Origin of the sequence: Prevotella sp. FD3004, from assembly GCF_000746155.1 — a bacterium.
GTDB lineage: Bacteria > Bacteroidota > Bacteroidia > Bacteroidales > Bacteroidaceae > Prevotella.
This window is the reverse complement of sequence record NZ_KN050819.1, coordinates 736,905-759,850: the sequence shown is the minus strand read 5'-3', so window position 1 is coordinate 759,850 and position 22,946 is coordinate 736,905. Positions and strand designations below refer to the sequence as shown.

Sequence of the window (22,946 nt, the reverse complement as noted above, 5' to 3'; positions counted from 1 at the left end):
TTTAATAAAAAGACACGGCTGGCTGCGCGAAAGGAAAGCAGCGCTTCTCTAAAAGAGAGCCGCGTTAATCCGTGCCCAAAATAAAAGAGAATAAAGAGTGGCATTGGATAAGACGGATACGGAAAGAATCTGTGTAAATCCGTGTAATCCGTGCCTAAAGAAGAAAGAAGCATATGAGGATATTAATAACAGGATGTAACGGACAGCTTGGAAACGAGATACAGCTGCTGGAGAAGAATAATCCCCAGCACGTGTATTTTAATACCGATGTGGCAGCGCTCGACCTTCAAGGTCGCTTGCCTCAGCAAGAACTGGATATTACCGATGAGGCAGCCATCAACCGCTTTGTCACCGACAACCAGATCGACGGCATCGTGAACTGCGCTGCCTACACGGCCGTGGATAAGGCAGAGGAGAACCAGGAACTGTGCCATAAGCTGAACGCCACCGCCCCGGGATTGCTGGCCAAGGCCATCGAGAAGCGTGGGGGATGGATGATTCAGATCTCAACCGATTACGTGTTCGACGGCACCAATCATATCCCATATACCGAGGATGAGCCCACCTGTCCGAACAGTGTCTATGGCGCTACGAAACTCGATGGTGAGAAGGCTGCTCTGCAGGCATGCTCCAAGACCATGATCGTTCGTACGGCATGGCTGTATTCTACCTTTGGCAACAACTTCGTGAAGACGATGATCCGCTTAGGTAACGAGAAACGTGAGTTGGGCGTTATCTTCGATCAGGTCGGTTCACCCACCTATGCGCGCGACCTGGCCGTGGCCATCTTCACCGCCATCAATCAGGGTGTGGTGCCAGGTATCTATCATTTCTCAAACGAGGGTGTCATCTCGTGGTACGACTTTGCGAAGGCCATCCACCGTATAGCAGGCATTAAGGACTGCAAGGTGCGCCCCCTGCACACCGCAGAGTATCCTACGCCCGCCGCCCGTCCGCACTACTCCGTGCTCGACAAGACTAAAATCAAATCCACCTACGCCCTCGAAATCCCCTACTGGGAAGAGAGCCTCAAGCAGTGCATCGAGAAGCTAGATTTTTAGGCTGGCATTTTTAGGCACGAAATCTTTAGGCACGGATTCTTGGACGAGCCAAGCGGCAAAGCCGAGCGACACGGATTAACACGGATTTATTTTTATGTTATATAACGAAGAAATAACGAGAAAGATTATTGGAGCTGCACAGGAAGTACACAGGGAACTGGGATTCGGATTTCTTGAATCTGTTTACGGAAATGCTCTCTACAAAGAATTAACTGGTCGTGGAATGAAGTGTGAGTGCCAGAAACAGATAGATGTATTTTATAAAGGTGAAGTCGTGGGACATTATATCCCCGATATGCTAGTAGAAGATGAAGTTATAGTAGAATTAAAAGCAGTTGTAGATTTAAGACCTGAGCACGAATGGCAGTTGGTAAACTATCTTACGGCATGCAATAAGAAAGTAGGCTTACTGATAAACTTTGGTCATTCAGTACAGGTAAAGAGAAAGATATTCACGGAGAACAAGCGATACAACGGAACAGAAAAAACAAAAAATCCGTGTTAATCCGTGTAATCCGTGCCTAAAAGTAAAAAGGAAGTAACGAAAGAATGGCCACCGGACGAAAAAAAAGCCGCGTCTTTTATAAAAAGCCGTGTAATCCGTGCCTAAAAGTAAAAGAAGTATGAATCAGGAAATAGAACGTAGAAGAACATTTGCGATTATATCGCACCCGGATGCGGGTAAGACTACACTGACGGAGAAGTTCCTTCTCTTCGGTGGACAGATACAAGTGGCGGGCGCCGTAAAGAACAATAAGATCAAGAAGACCGCCACCAGCGACTGGATGGATATAGAGAAACAGCGTGGTATCTCTGTATCTACCTCTGTGATGGAGTTCGACTATACGCCGGAAGGCTCAGATATAGAATATAAGGTGAACATCCTCGACACCCCGGGTCACCAAGACTTCGCCGAGGATACCTTCCGTACACTGACGGCTGTCGACTCGGCCATCATCGTGGTCGACGGTGCCAAGGGTGTGGAGACCCAGACCCGTAAGCTGATGACCGTCTGTCGTATGCGTAAGACACCCGTGATCATCTTTATCAATAAGATGGACCGTGAGGGTCGCGACCCCTTCGACCTCCTCGACGAACTGGAACAGGAACTCGAAATCAAGGTCCGTCCACTGTCTTGGCCCATCAACCAGGGCGCTAAGTTCAAGGGCGTATATAACATCTACGAACAGAAGCTCGACCTCTTTACACCCGACAAGCAGCGTGTAACCGATAAGGTGGAGGTTGATATCGACAGCGATGAACTCGACCGTCGTGTAGGCGAGGAGAATGCCGCTAAGCTGCGCGAGGACCTGGAGCTGGTCGACGGTGTGTACCCCGAGTTCGACGTGGAGACCTATCGTGAGGCAGAGGTGGCACCCGTGTTCTTCGGCTCAGCCCTTAACAACTTCGGTGTACAGGAACTGCTCAACTGCTTTGTTGAGATTGCCCCGTCGCCACGCCCAACAAAGGCTGAGGAGCGCGACGTGAACCCCGAAGAGAAGAAGTTCACTGGCTTCATCTTCAAGATTACCGCCAATATCGACCCCAACCACCGTTCTTGTATTGCCTTCTGTAAGGTGTGCAGCGGAAAGTTCCAGCGCAACCAGCCCTATCTGCATGTGCGTCAGGGTAAGACGCTGCGTTTCTCGTCGCCCACACAGTTCATGGCGCAGCGCAAGAGCACCATCGACGAGGCATGGCCAGGCGACATCGTCGGTCTGCCCGACAATGGTATCTTTAAGATTGGCGACACGCTCACCGAGGGCGAGCAGCTCCATTTCCGCGGACTGCCCTCGTTCTCGCCAGAGCTCTTTAAGTATATCGAGAACGACGACCCCATGAAGGCCAAGCAGCTCCAAAAGGGTATCGACCAGCTCATGGACGAGGGTGTGGCCCAGTTGTTCGTCAACCAGTTTAACAACCGCAAGATTATCGGCACCGTCGGTCAGCTGCAGTTCGAGGTGATCCAGTACCGTCTGGAGAACGAGTACAACGCCAAATGCCGTTGGGAGCCGGTTCATCTCTATAAGGCCTGTTGGATTGAGAGCGACGATCCTGCTGAACTCGAGAACTTCAAGAAGCGCAAGTATCAGTATATGGCTAAGGACAAGGAGGGCCGTGATGTCTTCCTCGCCGACAGTGGCTACGTGCTGAGCATGGCGCAGGAAGACTTCAAGAACATCAAGTTCCACTTTACTAGCGAGTTTTAATATTAGGCACGGATTTCACGGATTTACACGGATTATTTGTAATTCAATAATAACGAATATAGAAGAAGGTAATGGATAGATCGGAAACAGATAAAAATCTGTGTTAATCCGTGTAATCCGTGCCAAAAGGAAAAGAAGATAAAGAATGGCACAGGAAAAGACGGAAACAGAAAGAAATCTGTGTTAATCCGTGTAATCCGTGCCTAATAAAGAAAAAAGTATGAAGCAAGAAGACGATATAAGAAATGCTGTTGAGACGATGCGCAAGGGTGGGGTGATTCTCTATCCTACCGACACCGTGTGGGGCATCGGTTGCGATGCAACCAATGCCGAGGCAGTGAAGCGCATCTACGAGATCAAACAGCGCGACGACTCGAAAGCACTGATCTGTCTGGTCGACAGCGATGCCCGCATGCAGCGCTATTTCAGAAACGTGCCCGATGTGGCATGGCAGTTGATTGACAGTCTGAAGGGTGCCGAGGATGCCAAGCCCACGACACTCATCCTCGACGGTGCCATCAATCTGGCAGAGAACCTCATTGCCGACGATGGCAGTCTGGGTATCCGCATCACCAACGAGCCCTTCTCCAAGGAACTCTGTTTCCGTTTCCAGAAGGCTATCGTGTCGACCTCTGCCAATATCAGTGGTGAGCCTGCCGCTCAGAACTATGGTGATATCGACCCTCGTATTCTCGAGGCAGTCGACTATGTATGCTGGTCTCGTCGTCAGGAGCACAAGCCTCACACGCCCTCCAGCATCATCAAACTGAAAGAAAACGGCGAAGTTACCGTGATTCGTAAATAAAAAGGCACGGATTTCACGGATTTACACGGATTATTTGTAATTCATTAATAACGAATATAGAAGAAGGTAATGGATAGAACGGAAACAGATAAAAATCTGTGTTAATCCGTGTAATCCGTGCCAAAAGGAAAAGAAGATAAAGAATGGCACAGGAAAAGACGGATACGGAAAAGAAATCTGTGTTAATCCGTGTAATCCGTGCCTAAAAAGAATATAATGGAGACGACAGTTGTAGATAGAAGACCGGAGTGGCTGAGGCGGCTGCATGAGTGGCGCGTGGAGCATGTCAGCGAGAGGGCGTTTATGATCATCCTCGCACTGCTTGTGGGCTTTTTCTCAGCCGTGGCTGCCTTTGTGCTTCACTGGATCATCAACCAGATTGTCACAGTGCTTACCAGTTCTTTCGAACAGTCGCATGCCAACTGGCTCTATCTGGTCTATCCTGTCGTGGGCATCTATCTCACGTCGCTCTTTGTGCGCTATGTCGTCAAGGACAACATCTCCCACGGTATCACCCGTATCCTTTACGCCATCTCCAGCAACAAGTCGCGTCTTAAGTCACATAACTGCTGGTCGAGTGTCATCGCCTCTGCCATCACCATCGGCTTCGGCGGATCAGTGGGAGCCGAGGCGCCGATTGTACTCACCGGCTCTGCCATCGGTTCGAACCTTGGTCAGATATTCCACCTCGACCGTAAGATGCTCATGACGCTGGTCGGCTGTGGTGCTGCCGGTGCCATTGCCGGCATCTTCAAGGCGCCGATAGCAGGACTGGTGTTCACCCTTGAGGTGCTGATGATCGATATGACCATGTCGGCGTTGCTGCCTATCCTGGTGTCGTGTGTCACGGCCACCGTCTTCACCTATATCTTCAGTGGCGACGCCGCCCTGTTCACCTTCCATCTCGACAGCGAGTGGTCTGTGCATCGCATCCCCGCCTGCGTACTGCTGGGCATCTTCTGTGGCCTGGTATCCCTCTATTTCATCCGTATGATGGGTGCCTGCGAGGATGTGTTTGCCAAGTTCAAGGAGCATCCTCATATCAAACTGGCCATCGGTGGCACGGCGCTCAGTCTGCTTATCTTCCTGTTCCCCGCTCTCTATGGTGAGGGCTATAGCAGCATCAACCTGTTGCTGAACGGTCAGACCGAAGCCGACTGGAACCGCATCCTCAACAACTCGTTGTTCTCGGGTCAGGGTGCCATGCTGCTGCCTTATATCGCCCTGGTATTGTTTACGAAGGTCGTGGCCACCTCTGCCACCAATGGCGGCGGCGGTTGTGGTGGTACGTTTGCCCCCTCGTTGTTCATAGGCTGCTTTACGGGTTTCCTGTTCTCTCGCCTGTGGAACATCAACGGTCTGGGCGTCTATGTACCCGAGAAGAACTTCGCCCTGCTGGGTATGGCCGGTGTCATGTCGGGCGTCATGCATGCGCCGTTGACCGGCATCTTCCTCATTGCAGAACTGACGGGTGGCTACAGCATGTTCATGCCTCTGATGATTGTCAGCGTGTGTGCCTATCTCACCATCATCATCTTTGAGCCTCACAGCATCTATGGCTCTCGCCTGGCCAAGCAGGGCCGTCTGCTCACCCATCATACCGACCATGCCGTGCTCACCCTGATGAACCTCGACTCAGTCATCGAGAAAGACTATCTGAGTGCGCCGCCCGACATGGAACTGGGACAGATTGTCCATAAGATCAGCCGCAGCCATTCTACGGTTATCCCTGTGTTGAATGCCGGTGGCATGCTGTTGGGCGAGATCGACATCATGAAGATCCGTAATGTGGTGTTCCGCATCGAGCTCTATCACCATTTCAAAGCCTCACAGCTGATGACCGACCCGAAGGCGCTGCTGAGTGACACGATGCCCATGGCCGATGTGATGCGTGCGTTCGATCGTACGGGTGCCAACTGGCTGCCGGTGCTCGACGTAGAGTGTCGCCTCAAGGGCTACATCTCCCGCCAGCGAATATATACAATGTATAGAAAGATGGTAGCAGACATGTCGGAAGATTAATATTAGGCACGGATTTCACGGATTTACACGGATTATTTGTAATTCAATAATAACGAATATAGAAGAAGGTAATGGATAGAACGGAAACAGAAAAAAATCTGTGTTAATCCGTGTAATCCGTGCCAAAAGGAAAAGAGTCAAAGAATGGCACAGGAAAAGACGGAAACAGAAAGAAATCTGTGTTAATCCGTGTAATCCGTGCCTATAAATAAATAGAAGATGAAAAAAGAGGATTTACGAATTGTGTTTATGGGAACGCCGGAGTTTGCGGTGGAGACACTGAAGGCTCTGGTCGAGAACGATTATAATGTGGTGGCTGTGGTGACCCAGCCCGACAAGGCCGTGGGCCGTCACCAGACCGAGCTTCAACCCTCGGAGGTGAAGAAGTACGCCTTGGCGCACAACCTGCCCGTGCTGCAACCCGTGAAGATGAAAGACCCCGAGTTTGTAGAGCAGTTGCGCTCGTATCAGGCCAACCTGCAGGTGGTTGTGGCCTTCCGCATGCTCCCCGAGGTGGTGTGGGACATGCCGCAGTACGGCACCTTTAACGTGCATGCCGCCCTGTTGCCTCAGTATCGTGGTGCTGCCCCCATCAACTGGGCAGTCATCAATGGCGAGACCCGGACAGGTGTCACCACGTTCTTCCTCGACCACGACATCGACACTGGCCGCATCATCATGCAGAAGCCCTTCGACATCCCCGATACCGCTGATGTGGAATACGTGTACGACGGACTGATGCATCTGGGCGCCGACATCTGTCTGGAGACGCTCGACCGCATCATTGCTGCCGACGGACATCCTGAGAGCATTCCACAGGAAGACATGATTGCCGTAGGCAACGAACTGCATGCTGCACCGAAGATCTTCAAGGAGACCTGTCAGATTAACTGGGACCAGCCTGCCAAGCGGGTCTACGACTTCGTTCGGGGACTCAGTCCTTACCCTGGTGCATGGACGACGCTCGTATCGCCCGACGGCAAGGAGACCGTTCTGAAAATCTTCAAGACATCCCGCACGAGTCTCCGTCAGGGTGAGCTCCGTATGACGGCCGTGGCAGACAGAAAACCCTGCATCCGTTGCGCCGACGAGCTGCTGATGATAGAGGAACTCCAGTTGTCAGGAAAGAAGCGCATGAGCGGGCGTGACTTCCTCAACGGTATAAAAAATTTCGAGAACTATAAAATAAAATAAGGTGTGGCTGCGTTTCTTAGGTAAGAACTCATTCTAAAAGTGATTGCCTATGAAGTATTCTACTCCAGAGAAGTTCAAGCCGAGAGCGCAGACGCTAGACATCATTCGTCAGATAGCCTACACCTATCGTACAAACATCAACCAGGCCTCGAGCCTGAACTAAGAAAAAAGTTTATGGCATTAGTATCACCTTCTTTACTCGCTGCCGACTTTCTGCATCTCGACCGCGACATCGACATGATTAATCGTAGTGAGGCCGATTGGCTTCATCTCGACGTGATGGACGGCTCGTTCGTTCCCAACATCTCGTTTGGCTTCCCTGTGCTCGAGGCTGTAGCCAAGGCCTGTAAGAAACCGCTCGACGTTCATTATATGATTGAGCGCCCTGAGCGTTATATCCAGCAGACGGCTAAGCTGGGTGCCATGATGATGAACGTGCACTACGAGGCTTGCGTACATCTGCATCGCACCATTCAGGAAATCCATAATGCAGGTATGAAGGCTGGTGTCACGCTCAACCCGTCAACACCGGTAAGCGTGCTCGAGGATATTATCGGCGATGTGGATATGGTGCTGCTGATGAGTGTCAATCCCGGTTTCGGCGGACAGAAGTTCATCGAGAACACCATCGACAAGGTGAAGCGTCTGCGCCAGCTGATTGAGACGAAGGGCTGTAAGACTTTGATTGAAGTCGACGGCGGCGTACAGGGAGAGACGGCTCCCCGTCTGGTGGCAGCAGGTGTCGACGTCCTTGTCAGCGGTTCCTATGTCTTCAGTGCTCCCGATCCCGAGCAGGTCATCCATTCCCTCCGCAGCCTGTAAACTATTCCAGGACGAGGTTGACGTTGTGCAGCTGGGTCAGCTTGCGCAGGTTAATCAGGGCGTAGCGCATGCGCCCCAGTGACGTGTTGATGCTCACGTTCGTCAGTTTGGCAATCTCCTTGAACGACAGCTCCTGGAAGTATCGCATATACACCACGTCGCGCTGCACCTCGGGCAGTGCCTCCATCAGTCGTTTCACGTCGTTCAGCACCTCCTCGTTGTTCATCTGGTTCTCGCGGTTGTCGCCCATCACCGACGCGCTGCGCAGGTTGCTCAGGTCGTTCTCCTTCGGTGCCTCCACAATCTTGCTGCTCTTCTGGGCGCGGTAGTGGTCGATAATCACGTTGTGGGCTATGCGTGTGATCCACCACACAAACTTACCCGTATCCGAATACTGGTGGTTCTGCAGTTTGGTGATGACCTTCAGGAACGTCTCCTGAAACAAGTCGTTAGCCAGGTCCTCATCCTTTACCACATACATGATATAGGTGAAGATCTTCTCCTGGTTTCTTGAAAGTAACTCGTCAAATGCACGATTATTGCCATCGATGTAAGCTAATGCCAACTGTTCGTCGGACATACTTTCTAATGTACTCATACTCCTCAAAATTTGAATGGGGTAAAGTCTGTTTCGATAGGCGATAATCTGTTTAAAGGGTTATTAATCTGGGGCAAAAGTAGCTATTTTTGTCGTAACATCCAAAAAAATCTTCAAAAATCTGCATCATCTGTGGCTTTTTTCTTACCTTTGCATCAAAAATAGCAATCTAAAACAACGAGAGAGATGAAATTATTCGTGCCAGGGCGCTTGTGCCTATTTGGAGAACATACAGACTGGGCTGGACACTATCGTACGATGAACGCCGACATCAAACCCGGCGCTGCCATCGTGACCGGAATCGAGCAGGGAATCTATGCCGAGGTCGAAAAATCAGGAAAATTTGAACTGTATAGCGACGCCGAGGAGATTAGCGACGTATGGAAGGATTTCTCGTGCCGTATGGACGAGACCGAGCTGAAGCGTATCGCCAAGTCGGGCGATTTCTTCTGCTATTGTGCCGGTGTGGCCTCCTATATGTTAGAGTGGTACAAGGTGGGTGGCGTGCGTATCCGCATCACGTCGATGACGCTCCCCATGAAGAGCGGTTTGTCGTCGTCGGCAGCCATCTGTGTGCTCGTGGCCCGTGCGTTCAACTCGCTCTATAATCTGAATCTTAACACCTTAGGCGAGATGAATATCGCTTATCTCGGCGAGCTGCGCACCAGTAGCCGTTGCGGCCGTCTCGACCAGGCCTGTGCCTTTGGTGTGAAACCCAACCTGATGACTTTCGACGGTGATGAGATCGAGGTGCGTTCGCTGAATGTGAAAAAGCATCTGTATTGGGTCTTTGCCGACCTCTGTGCAGAGAAGAATACCATCAAGATACTCTCCGACCTGAACAAGGCCTATCCGTTCCCTACAAACGAGGCCGAGCGGCTTGAACACGAGGCATTAGGTCAGAAAAACCTTGACATTGTCGACCGCGCCATCCGTTATATGGCAGAAGGCGATGCCGAGGCTCTCGGTAAACTGATGACCGAGGCTGAAGCCCTTTTCGATGCTCAGGTGGCCCCCATGTCGCCCGCCTTGTATTCGCCCAAGCTTCATGCTGTTCTGAACGATCCCGTCATCCAGCCCATGGTGTGGGGCGGCAAGGGTGTCGGCTCCCATGGCGACGGCTCCGTGCAGTTCCTGGCCAGGAGCGAGGAGGCTCAGCAGCAGCTGGTCGACTACCTTAACGGTCAGGGCTTGAAAGCCTATACGCTCACCCTCAAGCCCGTCCATACCGTCCGCAAGGCCATTATCCCCGTGGCAGGCTTCGGCACCCGTCTCTATCCTGCCACCCGTGCCCTCAAGAAAGACTTCTTCCCGATACCCTGTCCCGACGGTATGGTGCGCCCCGTCATCCTCATCCTGCTCGAGGAACTCATCCAGAGCGGTATCGAGGACATCTGTCTGGTGCTCGGCTCTGAAGAGGAACGCCAGCAGTATGCCGACTTCTTCGAGCGCCCTCTCTCCGAGGAGCATCTGCGCAAGCTCCCTCCTGAGGCACAGGACTATGAGAACCACATCCTCGACATCGGCAAGCGCCTGCATTACGTCTATCAGCGCGAGAAGCGCGGCTTCGGCCATGCCGTCTATCAGGCGGCCCAGTTCGCCGGCAACGAGCCCGTCATGCTGCTCCTTGGCGACACCCTCTACCGCAGCGACAGCCACAAACCCTGTGCCCTGCAGATGGTTGAGGAGTACGAGCGCCACAACTCGCTCATGGTCAGCATCCATCCCATCCCTCTGGCTGAGGTCAGCCGCTATGGCATCCTTCATGGCGTGTGGGAAGACAAGGATCACCGTGTGCTTCATGTCGACACCATCATGGAGAAACCCAAGGCCAGCTATGCCGAGGATTTCCTGGCTGTGCGCAATCAGAATGGTGAGAAAGAGTATTACAGTGTCTTTGGTCAGTACATCCTCACGCCAGAGGTGTTCTCGCAGTTGCATGAAGACATCATTCAGCGTGAGATCGCCGGCGACCATGTCTCAGAGATTGAGCTCACCTCAGCCCTTGAAGCCGTCCGTCAGCGCAGCGGCATGGTCGGTGTCTGTCTCAAGGGCCGTATGTACGACATGGGCAACCCTGCCGCTCTCGTTACTGCCGTCGAGTCTTTCGGCAAATAACACCCCATCCAGCTAAAGGAACGTCATCTGTGGGTCGTCGGGATATCTCCTGTGAGTTGTTCAGATAGTCTCTACGCCCCGTGGAGACGTCATCTGTACCCCTATGGAGACGTCATCTATACCCCCATGGGGATTATCTCCGTCACCCGTGGAGATTATCTCCGTGCTCCGTGGAGACTGTCTCCGTAGACCTTAGGAGGTATCCCTTTGCCGTTATGACGTCCCCCCGTACAGAGCACCCCCTCATACTATAGCCCTCCCTCTTTACAGAGGGGAGGGCATGTATAGAGGGGGGGTAGCTCTTATCATGGGGACGTGATATCTTCTACGTGCGTTTTGTTTCGGCGTTTGTATAATTTATGTTAAATGTGGTAGTATTTTGATAAATAATTGTTAATCGTGTTAATTTTATTTTGCATATATGAGAATAAAATCTACCTTTGCGATAAGAAATATACGAGACTCTATTAACGGAGGAACCTAAAAACAATTTAAGATGAATATCAAGAAGTTTGTATTCGTTTTCCTTTTGACGCTGTTAGCAGGGGCTAACCAGAAAGTATTAGGACAGAGTTGGACGATACGTACCAATCTGGCATATGATGCCATGTTAATTCCCTCACTGGGTGCAGAGTACGCTCTTAGCGATCGACACAGTATTTCGCTGATGGGGACCTACAACCGCTTCAACTCTGGTGACAAGAAATGGAAGAACTGGAGCGTACAACCTGAGTTGCGCCTGTGGCGAGAGGCTCCCTTCATGGGATGGTTCATGGGTATCAACGTCATCGGTGGAGGCTTCAACATAAATAACGTCCAGATAGGAGGGCTTGGCGACAAGCACCGTCAAGGCTATATGATGGGAACAGGTCTCTCCGTGGGCTATCACAAGATGCTCTCTACGCACTGGAACCTTGAGTTCTCGCTGGGTGCCGACGTGCTGCTGACCAGCTACGACCGCTTTAATGTCGGCGAGTACGAGGGACATTTCGAAAGGGGTATAGTACTGCCCATAGGCACAGGCATCAGTCTGGTGTATGTGATCTATTAAACAAGAAACATAAATGACCGAATAAATAAAAACTTAAGATGAAAAGATTCTTTCTTCTCTTTGGACTATTAGTATCGCTGGGAGCAGCAGCTCAGTCGGCTAGTCGTTTCGACCGTGCCGATGCATCGTGGATTCGTATCGTGCCGCCATCGGCACAGGCCAGTTCTCAGACCGTTAGCGGTTCATTGCCTCTGGCCGACAGCCGTAAGCTTGGCAATCTCAGTAAGCAGCGCTTGGGCGAGGCCCTGGCCGACGAGATTCGTCAGCATATTGGTACGCTGTCTCCCGATAAGATGCTTTCGAGCGTAGAGCTCATCTGCTATGGTGCGCCTTCTGGCAATGCCCGTCGCAGTGAGATGCGTGGTAGTCTGAAGATGCAAGAGCTGAAGAGTGTACTCACCAACCGACTTGCAGCAGGAAAAGTGACGGTGGCCTGGATCCCCGAAGACTGGGAGGGCATCATCCGTCTGACCCGCCAGCTGCAGAACCTGCCCCTGCAGGCCGCCGCTCTCGACATCATGGAGCATATAGACGTGCAGAAGGGCCGCGAGCAGCAGCTCAAGATGCTGGCCGGAGGCGAGACCTACCGTCAGTTGCAGCAGGAAGTGTTCCCGCAGGTGCAGCGCATCGACTACGATGTACTGATAGCCTCGCGCCCCGTCGCTGCCGACGGTTCGCAGGTGTCGCTTCAGGGGCTCTATGCTACCGCTGCCAACCACAAACCAGGATCAACTGAATATTCCGATATCATAGACCTTGCCGCCCGATTGTTCCCTGACAATGCCGAGGCCGCCATCAATGCGGCCGGTGTGGCGCTTCTCAGGGGAGATGTAGAACGTGCGGCTGCCTACCTCCATCCATGGCGGCAGGACAGTCGTGCCGATCTTCACCTGGGCGTTATGTTCCTCCTCAAGGGTGATGCCACCCGTGCCGAGGTACATCTCCGTCTGGCGGAAGCCCAGGGTGTACAGGAGGCCACTACGGCCCTGCGCGCACTGAAAGCTGAGACCTATAATTGGAATAATAATGATTAAAAGAGTTGAGAAAAAGAAAAGAGTAAAAACTAAGACTAAACGCTTTTCGTGGCTGCTTGCAGCCATCCCCTTATTAATGTCGGGATGTATCTTTGACGGTAGTGATGGCGACACCGCTGCCCCTAAGGAGATACGCTTCAGTACCGACGTGTGTGAACCATCTACGCGTGCCTCTTACACTGGTGCCACGTTCACCGAGTTTCTGGTGACGTCCTTGGGCGATGCTACCCCTTACTTCCAGAACCTGAAGGTGACGAAGCAGTCGGGTGGCGATTGGGAGACGGCCTCTACGAAGTACTGGCCTCCTTATCCTCTGCGGTTCTTCGGCTATGCCCCGGCGAGTCTGAAAGAGCAGGTGACTGTGGATAACTCCCAGCAGAAGCTCACGGGCTATCAGCCTGCGTCGAACGCCATCAATCAGGCCGATATCGTGACGGCTTATGTGCGTGCCAACCAGAACAGTGCCAAAGGAGCAGCTGTGCTGGGCTTCCGCCATGCGCTGTCGCAGATCGAGGTGGTGGCTAAGAACGGCGATCCGACCAAGTACACCGTCGAGGTGCTGGGTGTGAAGATCAGCCGCATACCCTCTACGGCCGACATGACGTTCCAGACGGATGCGAATGCCGATCCTGTGTGGAGTACAGCCTCAGGACCTGAGGACTATATCATCAAGGGCACTACGCCCATCACGCTGACGTCCACACAGCAGAGCATCATGTTCGGCGATCATAATTTCCTGCTCATCCCCCAGGAGCTTCTGGCGTGGACGGGTGGCTCTGCGGCCGACGGCGCCTATCTCTCTGTGCTCTGTCGTATCAAGGACGAGCTGAGCAACTGCATCTATCCCACCGACCCCACCAAGTATGGCTTTGCCGCCCTGCCTGTCGATCAGGTCTGGCAGTCGGGACATAAGTACATCTATAACGTGGCGTTCTTTACCAACGGCGGTGGTGCAGGTAAGATTGACCCGAACCCAGTGAACCCTCAAGACCCCAGCGATGCAGATGTCGACACCACGCCTGGAGGCCCGGGTAGACAGGGCGGCGATCTGGTGATCAGTGACACCTTGCTGCCTATCGAGGTTTCCGTCAGCATCATCGACTGGACTACAGGAACTAACGACAACATTGATTTGGAATTCTGACAAATAACACAAATTGAAGGAAAAAGAACCAATTAAAAACAAATAATAATAAGTGATTAGGTAATATTAAGTAACAATCTATAAAACATTACAATTATGAAAAAGCAGTATTTTTATCTGATAGCCGCCTTGGCTACGGCAACTATCTCTGTATCTTCGTGCATCAACGATGAGTATGACCCTATGCTTGTTCACCTCTCAGTAGAAGGTCTCGGTAGTGACCTCACCAACAGGGCTGCTACCCGTGCTTCTGAAATAGACGCTCTGCAGAACACCCAGTTCATCGACGGCCTTGGCATCGAGGTTGAGGCTTATCCTACAGGTGGTACAACCACCTACACTACTGCCACCTACACTACCACAAGTACTGCAGGAACCACGGCAGGAAGTATCCAGCTTAGCGGTACGATGTACTACCATCCTACGCAGAACATCGACATCTGTGCCTATTATCCCTCAACAGTCGTGACTACACCTACGCCTACAGCGACGTTCACGGTGAATGCCGACCAGACCACGACCAATGTGGCCAACTATCGCAGCAGCGACCTGATGTATGCCACGAAGCTCACCAATAAGGCAAAAGGCACTACCCACGGGCTGACATTCAACCACGCCATGTCGCAGATCATCGTGACGCTTCAGCCAGGTAACGGTATTACAGCATCGGATATCTCTACCAACGTGACTGCCGTGACTATCAACAACACCATTCCTACGGCTGATCTTACTTTCGGCGTCGATGGTAGTAGTGTCCCAACAGGAGTGGTTACTGCCACGGCGAATGGTTCGGTCGGCGATATCGCCATACTTGGTACGCTCGATTCTAGTAGCGCCTATCTGAGCAATATAGGTATCATCGTTCCGCAGATGGTGGCGAATGGAACTAAGCTCTTCACCATCACCTACAACGGCACCGACTATACTTATAACCTTCCTGCAGACCAGACATTTGCAGCCGGTAGCAAGTATACCTACAATTTCACGCTTAATCTGGCAGGACTGTCACTCGAGTCAGTGACAATTAATGACTGGACCGCTGGAAGTACGACGCCCGGAATAATCAATCTCTAATCCGACGGTGTAAACAACATTACGGCTATGCGTAAGACAAAGTTTCTATACTCCGCGTTAGTGGGGCTGCTATTGCTGGCTACTGGCTGCATCAACGACGACCTGCCGACAACACCGTCGAATGACGGTGGTGTCGAGGAAGGTCCGCAGCCAAGACCTGCCTTGGCACGAATCTGGCTGGCTACGTCTGTGGTCATGCAGGGCGACATGCTTGGGTTTGTGCAGGAGAACCCTGAGGCAGGGTTTACCCGTGCCAGCACAGCGATACAGTCTACGCAGTTCGATTCGGGCGAGCATTTCTACGCCTACTTCCCTAATGGCGTACGCATAGGAACCACGGATGGCGACCATGTCACGTTCTCCACCGATGGTTCCACGACCCCCGCGACTGCGCAGCAGCTGTATTTCCCGGCGGCCGTCACAAACGTTCCTGTGCATGCCTATTACCCCTCGGCGGTTACAAACACCACGTCGTCGTTCTCTGTGGCAGCCGATCAGACCGCTGATGCCAACTACAAGGCCAGCGACCTGATGTATGCCTACGGCGAGGCCACCCGCAACCCGGGGGATGCCCAAGGCTCCGGCACGCTTACCTTCTACCACCGCATGGCGAAGATCATCGTATCGGCTACGGCCAATACCAGCAAGGGTGTGAGCACCATCACCGACATACGTATCGTGGGTGGTCACCGCACCATCGACATCGCCACGCCACAGACTTGTACCCTCGGCACCACGCTCACCGATGCTAATACGACAAGCGACTATATATCCGTCTATACAGGCGGTACGTCGGCCACGGCAGAACGTGCAGCCCTGGTAGTGCCCGAGACCATTACGGGAGCATTCCTACAGGTGGTCACCAATATGGGTACGGCTACATACAGTCTCGATAATAAGACGTTCGCCAGCGGTAGCTCCTACACATTTAACATCACGATCAGTGCATCGTCTATCGGCATCACGACTGCCATCACCAACTGGGACAATGGCGGTACGGAGACACTGGTGAACGACGGTACTGAAGCGCTTAATTAAGTAAACACGAAGAACGGTATGAAACAGCTCCATACAATTCTCTGCACGCTATCGCGCTTGCTCATGATGAGTGTCGTCATGCTACTGCCCGTCAGTTGCATAGAAGACAGCATGGACAAGTCGGCAACGGGGGAGGGGATGGTGCCTATCAACCTCACGGTAAGCCCCAAGGCTGTTTCTACCCGTACCGCCACCACCGACATCCAGTCGGCCCAGCTGGCCAGTGGACAGACGTTCTATGCCTACTTCACCAGTGCCGACGTGGTGCCGCGGAGCAGCACCTTTACGGCCGACGGGGCAGGTGGCACCACGCCTGCCAGTCAGCCTTACTTCAAACTCTCTGAGACCAGCACCGGCGTCAGGGCCTATTACCCCTCGTCGGTCACTGAGGCTACCACCTCGTTTACGGTTGAGGCCAACCAGAGCGGCGACGATGCCTATCGTGCCAGCGATCTGATGTTCGCCTCGGCTAATATCACGAAGGTTTTCCCCGCATCGACGGGTGCGCTGACCTTTGCCCATAAGATGGCGAAGATAAAAGTAACCACCACCACGCGTGTGTCGAGCATTAAGACGATAAAGCTGAAGGGCATACTGCCCACAGTGCCGTTTAACGCCTCTGACGGAACACTCGGCACAGCAAGTGGCAGCGCCACCGACATCACCATGTACAGTCATTCGGGACAGACGGCGAACATAAACTGCGTGGCGCTCATTCCGCCACAGAGCAAGGCGGCCGATGCCACCCTCATCGAGGTGACCTCTGCCTTACACAGCAGCGCGCCGCTGACCTACAAGCTGCCTAACGCCATCACGTTCCAGAGCGGCCTGCAGTACATCTTCAACGTCGACCTCCACGAGGAGCAGCTCGTCGTCACCTGCACCGTCTCCCCCTGGTCCTCCACCACCACAAGCAGCGCAGAAGTGAGCGTAATGCAACCTCCTGTTGTGGGTGATTATTTCTATGCAGATGGAACATGGAGTACCGATCGTATTATCGATAAGACTGTTATTGGACTTGTATTTTGTATTACACCTACTTCTGATGATATCGCCCGTGGTTACACACATGGTTATGTTCTGGCATTGAAGGATTATGCAGAATCAAATGATACGAAGTGGGCTAACAATACTAGTAATGTAAATGGAATAATGGATGAGTATCATATATCGAAGGCTGGCCAGTTTGGTAATAATGCAGAGAATAGTGTCCTATCAAGCCCTGCTAGTATTGACCTGAATGGTCTTACTAACACGCTGAAGATAGCTGCCAAAGCTTCTGGTAAATCATACGCTAATACAAATCTTTCGGATATTACGAATACTTATCCTGCTGCCTATAAGGCGGTAAACTATGCATCCTCAGCAAATGGTTCTGTTGCTCCTGCAAATACTAGTGGCTGGTATCTACCAAGTATAGGTCAGCAGTACTTGTGGTTATGGTATTTCGGAAATTGGAAAACTGTTCCAACTGTGTTCCGTCCTGAAGCAAATGATTGTTATTGGGATAATATAGCACATAATTGTGGATCAGCTATGAATAATTATTTTAATACAAAGTTTAATAATCAGAGTAGTCTATTTTCTGCATGGGATCAAAGTCATTCAGGTAAGACATATTGGTCGTCTACAGTTATTACATCTGGAGGAGCTGTATATGCTCTAAACTTTGCCGATAGTGATGATCTCCTTCTTTATTATCAGATTTGCACTTTCAGTTATCGGGTACGACCAGTTCTTGCATTTTAAATAAAACGGGCTTTGTCCCCGTGATGCGCTCTCTGAGGCTTTGCCTCGCACGATAAATGTACTACATATAAAAAGATTATAATTATGACAACAATGCATGTCTTTTTACATACGCTGATCCCCTTGGTGCTGATGGCCTTGGCGATTGGCTTGACAGCGCTCTACTGGCGTAAGGTGGTGAAGAAGAACAGTATGCTTGCCAATGCCCAATACGAGCAGCTTAAGTCTGACAGTGAAGTGAACCTGCAGAACCAGTTAGGACAGCAGATGGAAGCCGTACATATGGACCGCATGAGGGATCGGGTGGCCATGGACAGACAGGCTCATGTGATGAATAGCAAACTGGATTTCTATCACAAAGTGCTCCTCGAAGTGCAGACGTTACAGGAGTGTATGGCCAGCTACACGAAACTGATCACCTCGACGGACTTGCAGCCTGGCCAAGGGGAGTGGAACATGGTGCGCAACGAACTGAAGAAACGGACGGATCAGATGGCCGAGATGGTGAACGGCACACTGGAACTGATGGACTATGAGGACATGACCGAGATAGAACGGAACGACCAGATACCTGTGAACAGCTTCTGTCAGGATGTGTTCGATAGTTGCCTGACCTACCGGGACGGTAACGTGGATATGCGCCTGGAGACTTGTCTGGACGACGATGAGACCGTTACGACAAACATGAAGTGTCTGCAGAAGGTGCTGGTCAATCTGCTGAAATGCTCGATGCAGTTTACCCACGAGGGCGAGATCGTGCTCGTGGTGAAACGATGCCATCAGCAGAACGAATTGTCGTTTGCCGTCAGTGATACAGGACTTGGTATTCCTGAGGAAGCAAAAGAGAGTGCCTTCGAACGGATACGGAACACTGATGTGTCTATCAAGATAGTCGTGGTGCGTCTGCGCCTTTGTCGTGCGCTGGTACGTCTGCTGGGCGGCACCATCTATCAGGATCCGCATAGGAAGAAAGGCACGTCGATAGTCTTTACCATAAAAGCATGAATGCTTTACATCTTTGGTGTATAATTTAATACTTTATTAGAGCTGAATCCCCGCTGTCGTGATGACACCGGGGATTCTTTTCTTTACCTATTTCGTGATGTTTATGAGGTATCGGCCGTAGTCGTTCTTGATCATGGGCTCTGCGAGCCTGCGTACTTGCTCCTTGCTGATCCAGCCTCGCTTGTAGGCTATCTCTTCAAGACAGGCCACCTTGAGTCCCTGGCGCTTCTCAATCACCTCGATGAAGGTGGATGCCTCAGAGAGCGAGTCGTGGGTGCCTGTGTCGAGCCAGGCGAAGCCGCGCTGAAGTGTCTGGACCAACAGCTCTTTCTTGGCGAGATACTGCTGGTTGACGGTGGTGATCTCCAACTCGCCACGGGCTGATGGCTTGATGTTCTTGGCTATCTCGACCACGCTGTTGGGGTAGAAGTAAAGGCCTACCACCGCATAGTTCGACTTGGGGTGCGCGGGCTTCTCCTCAATACTGAGACAGTTGCCGTCGGCGTCGAACTCTGCCACACCATAGCGCTCGGGGTCGTTGACGTAGTAGCCGAACACCGTGGCGCGGTTGTTCTGCTCGGCATTGGCTACTGCCTGCTTCAACATACCTGTGAAACCGCTGCCATAGAAGATGTTGTCGCCAAGTACAAGACAGGCACAGTCGTCGCCTATGAACTTCTCGCCGATGATGAAGGCCTGTGCCAGCCCGTCGGGAGATGGCTGCTCGGCATATTCAAAACGTACACCTATGTCTGACCCGTCGCCCAACAGACGCTTGAAACCTGGCAGATCGTAAGGTGTTGATATGATGAGTATCTCGCGGATGCCTGCCAGCATCAGGGTTGAGATAGGGTAATAAATCATCGGTTTGTCGAAAATGGGAATCAGCTGCTTGCTGATACCTTTTGTGATAGGGTAGAGGCGTGTGCCAGAACCACCGGCTAATACGATACCTTTCATATTTTCACTTTGTTCAAATATGCATCATCGGCGGCGCCTCAGCCATTAAAAACGAGTTTTTATGGCATTCGGCTTGCACGATAATTCATAATTATTTTAATATTCGCTGCAAAGTTACAATTATTTTTCGTAACTTTGCAGCCAAAATTGTATAAAAAGTATAAAACATGGGTTTTTGGAATCATATTTTCGGTAAGAACGATGAGCAGAAAGTAGGCGGCATGGAGGACTTCATGACGCTGATCCGCGTATACTTCCAGGCTGCGATGGCATCGGACCTCGGTATCACCAACCTGGCTGCACTGCCCGATCTGCGCGTGTTCAAGGCAACCCTCAAGGTGCCAACGGTTAATAATAAGCTAGGCGTGGGCGAACGTAGTCGCTGTAAGAAAATGCTGAAAGAGATGTATGGTATGGAGGACGATTTCTTCAAGGAGATAGACCAGAGCCTGCGCAAGCGTTGTAAGAAGGTGCAGGACGCTCAGACCTATATGCTCCAGTTTCAGGGCTTCACACAGGACATCATGATGCTCACAGGTAATCTGATGAAGTTCAAGCTACGTCTGCCGGGCTTCATGAAGAAAGCCCTCTATGGCATGACCGAGAAAACAGTGGGTGACATCTTCAATAAGAACGACTTCAGCGACGCATCGGTGATGAAGACTGTTGTGGCTGTACGTGAATATAATCGCCGACTGGGCTTCTCGCAGAAATGGGTGACCGACTTTGTATACAAGGTCGTGATGCTCGCCAAGAAGGAACCTAAAAGGAACGAAGATTAAAAAATATTAAAATGTCAGCTTTGAAGCAGACATTCTGATTATTTTGCTTTAACTTTGTACACCAAATAGTTATGTGATGAATCCAAACGAGAAGGCATTAGCGACTTTCGAAACGCGTGTGCGGCAGATGATTCTCCGATTTCAGGATATGAAAAAGGAGACGGAGAGCCTGCGTGCGCAGATTGAGAAAAACGGCCAGGACATTAAAGACCTGCAGGCCAAGCTGACTCAGGCGGAAAACGACTATCAATCGCTGAAGATGGCCAAGATGATTGAAATCACCGACGGTGATCTGGAGAGCGCCAAGGGGCGGCTGTCCAAGATGATACGCGACGTGAATAAATGCATCGCCATTCTCAGCGACGAAGAATAAATAAAGGTGCTATACAATGCCAGAAGTGAATGACGAGAAACTACATATCAGGCTGCACGTCTACGACGAGGAAGTCGAGGTGACGGTCAATCGCTCCGACGAGGAGTATTACCGTAGGGCAGCCAAGCTCATCACTGACCGTTATAATGCCTATGCACAGGCTTATAAGGGCAGGAAAGGCGAGCACACCATCGCGCTTATGACGCTGATTGATGTGGCCTTGATGTATGAGCGGGAGCGTGGCAAGAACGACACGGCTCCCTTCAAGGATATTCTCTCTAAGTTGACTTCTGAGATTGAGGAAGCACTGGATGATTCGGAGAGAGTATCAATTTAACAACATAGATTATATATGGATTTAATTTTTGTATTACTGATTGCTGCCGGTGCTCTCGTATTAGGAGGCGTTGGCGGATATCTTGTTTTCCGTTATGTATTGAAAGGGAAATACAAGGAAATGATCGACTCTGCTACGAAGGAGGCTGAGGTGATCAAAGAGAAAAAACTGCTCGAAGTGAAGGAGAAGTTCCTGAACAAGAAGAGCGAGCTGGAGAAGGAGGTGCAGCAGCGCAACCAGCATATCCAGCAGAACGAGAACCGCCTGAAGCAGCGCGAGATCTCGCTGAACCAGCGTCAGGAGGAGTTGGGACGAAAGAAGAACGAACTCGACAACCAGCAGAACCGCATCGACAACGAGAAGAAGTTGCTGAGCGTGAAGGCTGAAGAACTGGAGAAGATGCAGCTGAAGGAGCGCGAGAAGCTGGAGGAAGTTTCCGGCTTGAGCGCCGAGGAAGCCAAGAACCGACTGGTGGAGTCGATGAAGGACGAGGCTAAGACTGCTGCTGCCAGCTATATCAACGAGATTATGGACGAGGCTAAGCTCAACGCTAACCAGCAGGCCAAGAAGATTGTGATTCAGACCATTCAGCGCGTGGCTACTGAGACGGCTGTTGAGAACTCGGTGAGCGTGTTCCATATCGACAATGACGACGTGAAGGGTCGTGTGATCGGTCGTGAGGGACGTAACATCCGTGCACTGGAGGCTGCCTGCGGTGTCGAGATCGTGGTCGACGATACGCCTGAGGCTATCGTTATCAGCGGTTTCGATCCTGTGCGTCGTGAGACTTGTCGCCTGGCCCTGCATCAGCTGGTGAGCGACGGTCGTATCCATCCTGCCCGTATCGAGGAGGTGGTTGCCAAGGTGAAGAAGCAGCTCGACAACGAGATTATCGAAACTGGTAAGCGTACGGCCATCGACCTGGGTATCCATGGTCTGCATCCTGAGCTGATCCGTATCATCGGTAAGATGAAATACCGTTCTTCATACGGTCAGAACCTGTTACAGCATGCCCGTGAGACAGCTAACCTCTGTGCTGTGATGGCTGCTGAGCTGGGACTGAACCCGAAGAAGGCTAAGCGCGCAGGCTTGTTGCACGATATAGGTAAGGTGCCCGATGAGGAGAGCGAGATGCCACACGCACTCTATGGTGCCAAGATTGCAGAGATGTATAAGGAGAAGCCCGATATCTGCAATGCTATCGGTGCCCACCACGACGAGATGGAGATGCAGACGCTGCTGGCTCCGATCGTTCAGGTGTGCGACGCTATCTCTGGTGCCCGTCCTGGTGCCCGTCGTGAGATTGTTGAGGCTTACATCAAGCGTCTGAACGATCTTGAGGCTATCGCCATGAGCTATCCCGGTGTTACCAAGACCTACGCCATCCAGGCTGGTCGTGAGCTCCGTGTGATTGTCGGTGCCGACAAGATGAACGATGCCGAGAGCGAGGCTCTGAGCAGTGATATCGCCACGAAGATCCAGAACGAGATGACCTATCCCGGACAGGTGAAGATTACCGTCATCCGAGAGACACGTTCTGTTGCTTACGCAAAATAAACAGATTGCTTA

At 51.6% G+C, this 22,946-nt stretch carries 21 protein-coding genes; 19 read left to right on the top strand and 2 right to left on the bottom strand.

All coding sequences use genetic code 11. The annotated features are described in order from the left end of the window. The first annotated feature begins 173 nt into the window (after nucleotides 1-173). The 7 genes from rfbD to rpe all read left to right on the top strand — a co-directional run bounded on the left by rfbD (nucleotide 174) and on the right by rpe (nucleotide 8,114). Entirely contained in the window at nucleotides 174-1,061 is an 888-nt protein-coding gene (gene rfbD / locus T325_RS10255; RefSeq protein ID WP_036913258.1) for a dTDP-4-dehydrorhamnose reductase, read from the top strand. A 94-nt stretch (nucleotides 1,062-1,155) separates the two neighbouring features. Continuing rightward, nucleotides 1,156-1,566 (top strand): GxxExxY protein, encoded by a 411-nt coding sequence (locus T325_RS10250; RefSeq protein WP_036913255.1) that lies wholly within the window; start codon nucleotides 1,156-1,158, stop codon nucleotides 1,564-1,566. A 118-nt stretch (nucleotides 1,567-1,684) separates the two neighbouring features. Next, nucleotides 1,685-3,271, top strand: coding sequence for a peptide chain release factor 3 (locus T325_RS10245; protein ID WP_036913715.1), 1,587 nt, complete (start codon nucleotides 1,685-1,687; stop codon nucleotides 3,269-3,271). A 220-nt stretch (nucleotides 3,272-3,491) separates the two neighbouring features. Then, nucleotides 3,492-4,076, top strand: coding sequence for an L-threonylcarbamoyladenylate synthase (locus tag T325_RS10240; RefSeq protein ID WP_036913252.1), 585 nt, complete (start codon nucleotides 3,492-3,494; stop codon nucleotides 4,074-4,076). A gap of 216 nt (nucleotides 4,077-4,292) precedes the next feature. Beyond that, nucleotides 4,293-6,098, top strand: a complete 1,806-nt coding sequence (locus T325_RS10235) for a chloride channel protein (protein WP_036913249.1) — start codon at nucleotides 4,293-4,295, stop codon at nucleotides 6,096-6,098. Nucleotides 6,099-6,317: 219 nt separating this feature from the next. Further along, nucleotides 6,318-7,292, top strand: a complete 975-nt coding sequence (fmt, locus tag T325_RS10230) for a methionyl-tRNA formyltransferase (RefSeq protein WP_036913247.1) — start codon at nucleotides 6,318-6,320, stop codon at nucleotides 7,290-7,292. A gap of 174 nt (nucleotides 7,293-7,466) precedes the next feature. Further along, nucleotides 7,467-8,114, top strand: a complete 648-nt coding sequence (gene rpe, locus T325_RS10225) for a ribulose-phosphate 3-epimerase (RefSeq protein ID WP_036913244.1) — start codon at nucleotides 7,467-7,469, stop codon at nucleotides 8,112-8,114. A 1-nt stretch (nucleotide 8,115) separates the two neighbouring features. On the opposite strand, the gene T325_RS10220 is transcribed toward rpe, so the two are convergent. Next, nucleotides 8,116-8,712, bottom strand: a complete 597-nt coding sequence (locus T325_RS10220) for an RNA polymerase sigma factor (protein WP_036913242.1) — start codon at nucleotides 8,710-8,712, stop codon at nucleotides 8,116-8,118. 186 nt (nucleotides 8,713-8,898) lie between these two features. On the opposite strand from T325_RS10220, the gene T325_RS10215 reads away from it, so the two are divergent. From T325_RS10215 to T325_RS10180, 8 genes are all read left to right on the top strand, one after another. After that, complete coding sequence (locus T325_RS10215) at nucleotides 8,899-10,830, top strand: sugar phosphate nucleotidyltransferase (RefSeq protein WP_036913239.1); 1,932 nt, start codon at nucleotides 8,899-8,901, stop codon at nucleotides 10,828-10,830. A gap of 496 nt (nucleotides 10,831-11,326) precedes the next feature. Next, the gene (locus T325_RS10210; RefSeq protein WP_036913236.1) at nucleotides 11,327-11,881 is read left to right on the top strand and encodes a DUF3575 domain-containing protein; all 555 of its coding nucleotides are present in this window, start codon (nucleotides 11,327-11,329) and stop codon (nucleotides 11,879-11,881) included. A gap of 38 nt (nucleotides 11,882-11,919) precedes the next feature. Beyond that, on the top strand, nucleotides 11,920-12,915 hold the full coding sequence (locus T325_RS10205) for a hypothetical protein (RefSeq protein ID WP_036913233.1): 996 nt from the start codon (nucleotides 11,920-11,922) through the stop codon (nucleotides 12,913-12,915). Continuing rightward, nucleotides 12,908-14,059, top strand: a complete 1,152-nt coding sequence (locus T325_RS10200; RefSeq protein WP_081911146.1) for a fimbrillin family protein — start codon at nucleotides 12,908-12,910, stop codon at nucleotides 14,057-14,059. Before T325_RS10205 ends, T325_RS10200 begins: the two co-directional genes overlap by 8 nt. 96 nt (nucleotides 14,060-14,155) lie before the next feature. After that, on the top strand, nucleotides 14,156-15,133 hold the full coding sequence (locus T325_RS10195; RefSeq protein ID WP_036913227.1) for a fimbrillin family protein: 978 nt from the start codon (nucleotides 14,156-14,158) through the stop codon (nucleotides 15,131-15,133). Between the two features lie 27 nt (nucleotides 15,134-15,160). Next, nucleotides 15,161-16,171, top strand: a complete 1,011-nt coding sequence (locus tag T325_RS10190) for a fimbrillin family protein (protein ID WP_081911145.1) — start codon at nucleotides 15,161-15,163, stop codon at nucleotides 16,169-16,171. Nucleotides 16,172-16,189: 18 nt separating this feature from the next. After that, on the top strand, nucleotides 16,190-17,920 hold the full coding sequence (locus tag T325_RS10185; protein ID WP_081911144.1) for a fimbrillin family protein: 1,731 nt from the start codon (nucleotides 16,190-16,192) through the stop codon (nucleotides 17,918-17,920). A gap of 84 nt (nucleotides 17,921-18,004) precedes the next feature. Then, nucleotides 18,005-18,925: a sensor histidine kinase gene (locus tag T325_RS10180; protein WP_081911143.1), complete on the top strand. Its 921-nt coding sequence runs from the start codon at nucleotides 18,005-18,007 to the stop codon at nucleotides 18,923-18,925. Nucleotides 18,926-19,012: 87 nt separating this feature from the next. Here the strand turns inward: T325_RS10180 and rfbA are convergent, their stop codons facing one another. Then, nucleotides 19,013-19,885 carry a glucose-1-phosphate thymidylyltransferase RfbA gene (rfbA, locus tag T325_RS10175; RefSeq protein WP_036913216.1) on the bottom strand — a complete coding sequence of 291 codons (873 nt, stop codon included), beginning with the start codon at nucleotides 19,883-19,885 and terminating at the stop codon, nucleotides 19,013-19,015. A gap of 167 nt (nucleotides 19,886-20,052) precedes the next feature. Between rfbA and T325_RS10170 the strand changes: the two genes are divergently transcribed. The 4 genes from T325_RS10170 (at nucleotide 20,053) to rny (ending at nucleotide 22,934) form a co-directional block, all read left to right on the top strand. Then, on the top strand, nucleotides 20,053-20,667 hold the full coding sequence (locus T325_RS10170) for a hypothetical protein (RefSeq protein ID WP_036913213.1): 615 nt from the start codon (nucleotides 20,053-20,055) through the stop codon (nucleotides 20,665-20,667). 76 nt (nucleotides 20,668-20,743) lie between these two features. Then, nucleotides 20,744-21,040: a coiled-coil domain-containing protein gene (locus tag T325_RS10165; protein ID WP_036913210.1), complete on the top strand. Its 297-nt coding sequence runs from the start codon at nucleotides 20,744-20,746 to the stop codon at nucleotides 21,038-21,040. Nucleotides 21,041-21,056: 16 nt separating this feature from the next. Further along, nucleotides 21,057-21,377 (top strand): cell division protein ZapA, encoded by a 321-nt coding sequence (locus T325_RS10160; RefSeq protein ID WP_036913207.1) that lies wholly within the window; start codon nucleotides 21,057-21,059, stop codon nucleotides 21,375-21,377. Nucleotides 21,378-21,392: 15 nt separating this feature from the next. Continuing rightward, nucleotides 21,393-22,934 (top strand): ribonuclease Y, encoded by a 1,542-nt coding sequence (gene rny, locus T325_RS10155; protein WP_036913204.1) that lies wholly within the window; start codon nucleotides 21,393-21,395, stop codon nucleotides 22,932-22,934. Nucleotides 22,935-22,946: the final 12 nt, after the last annotated feature.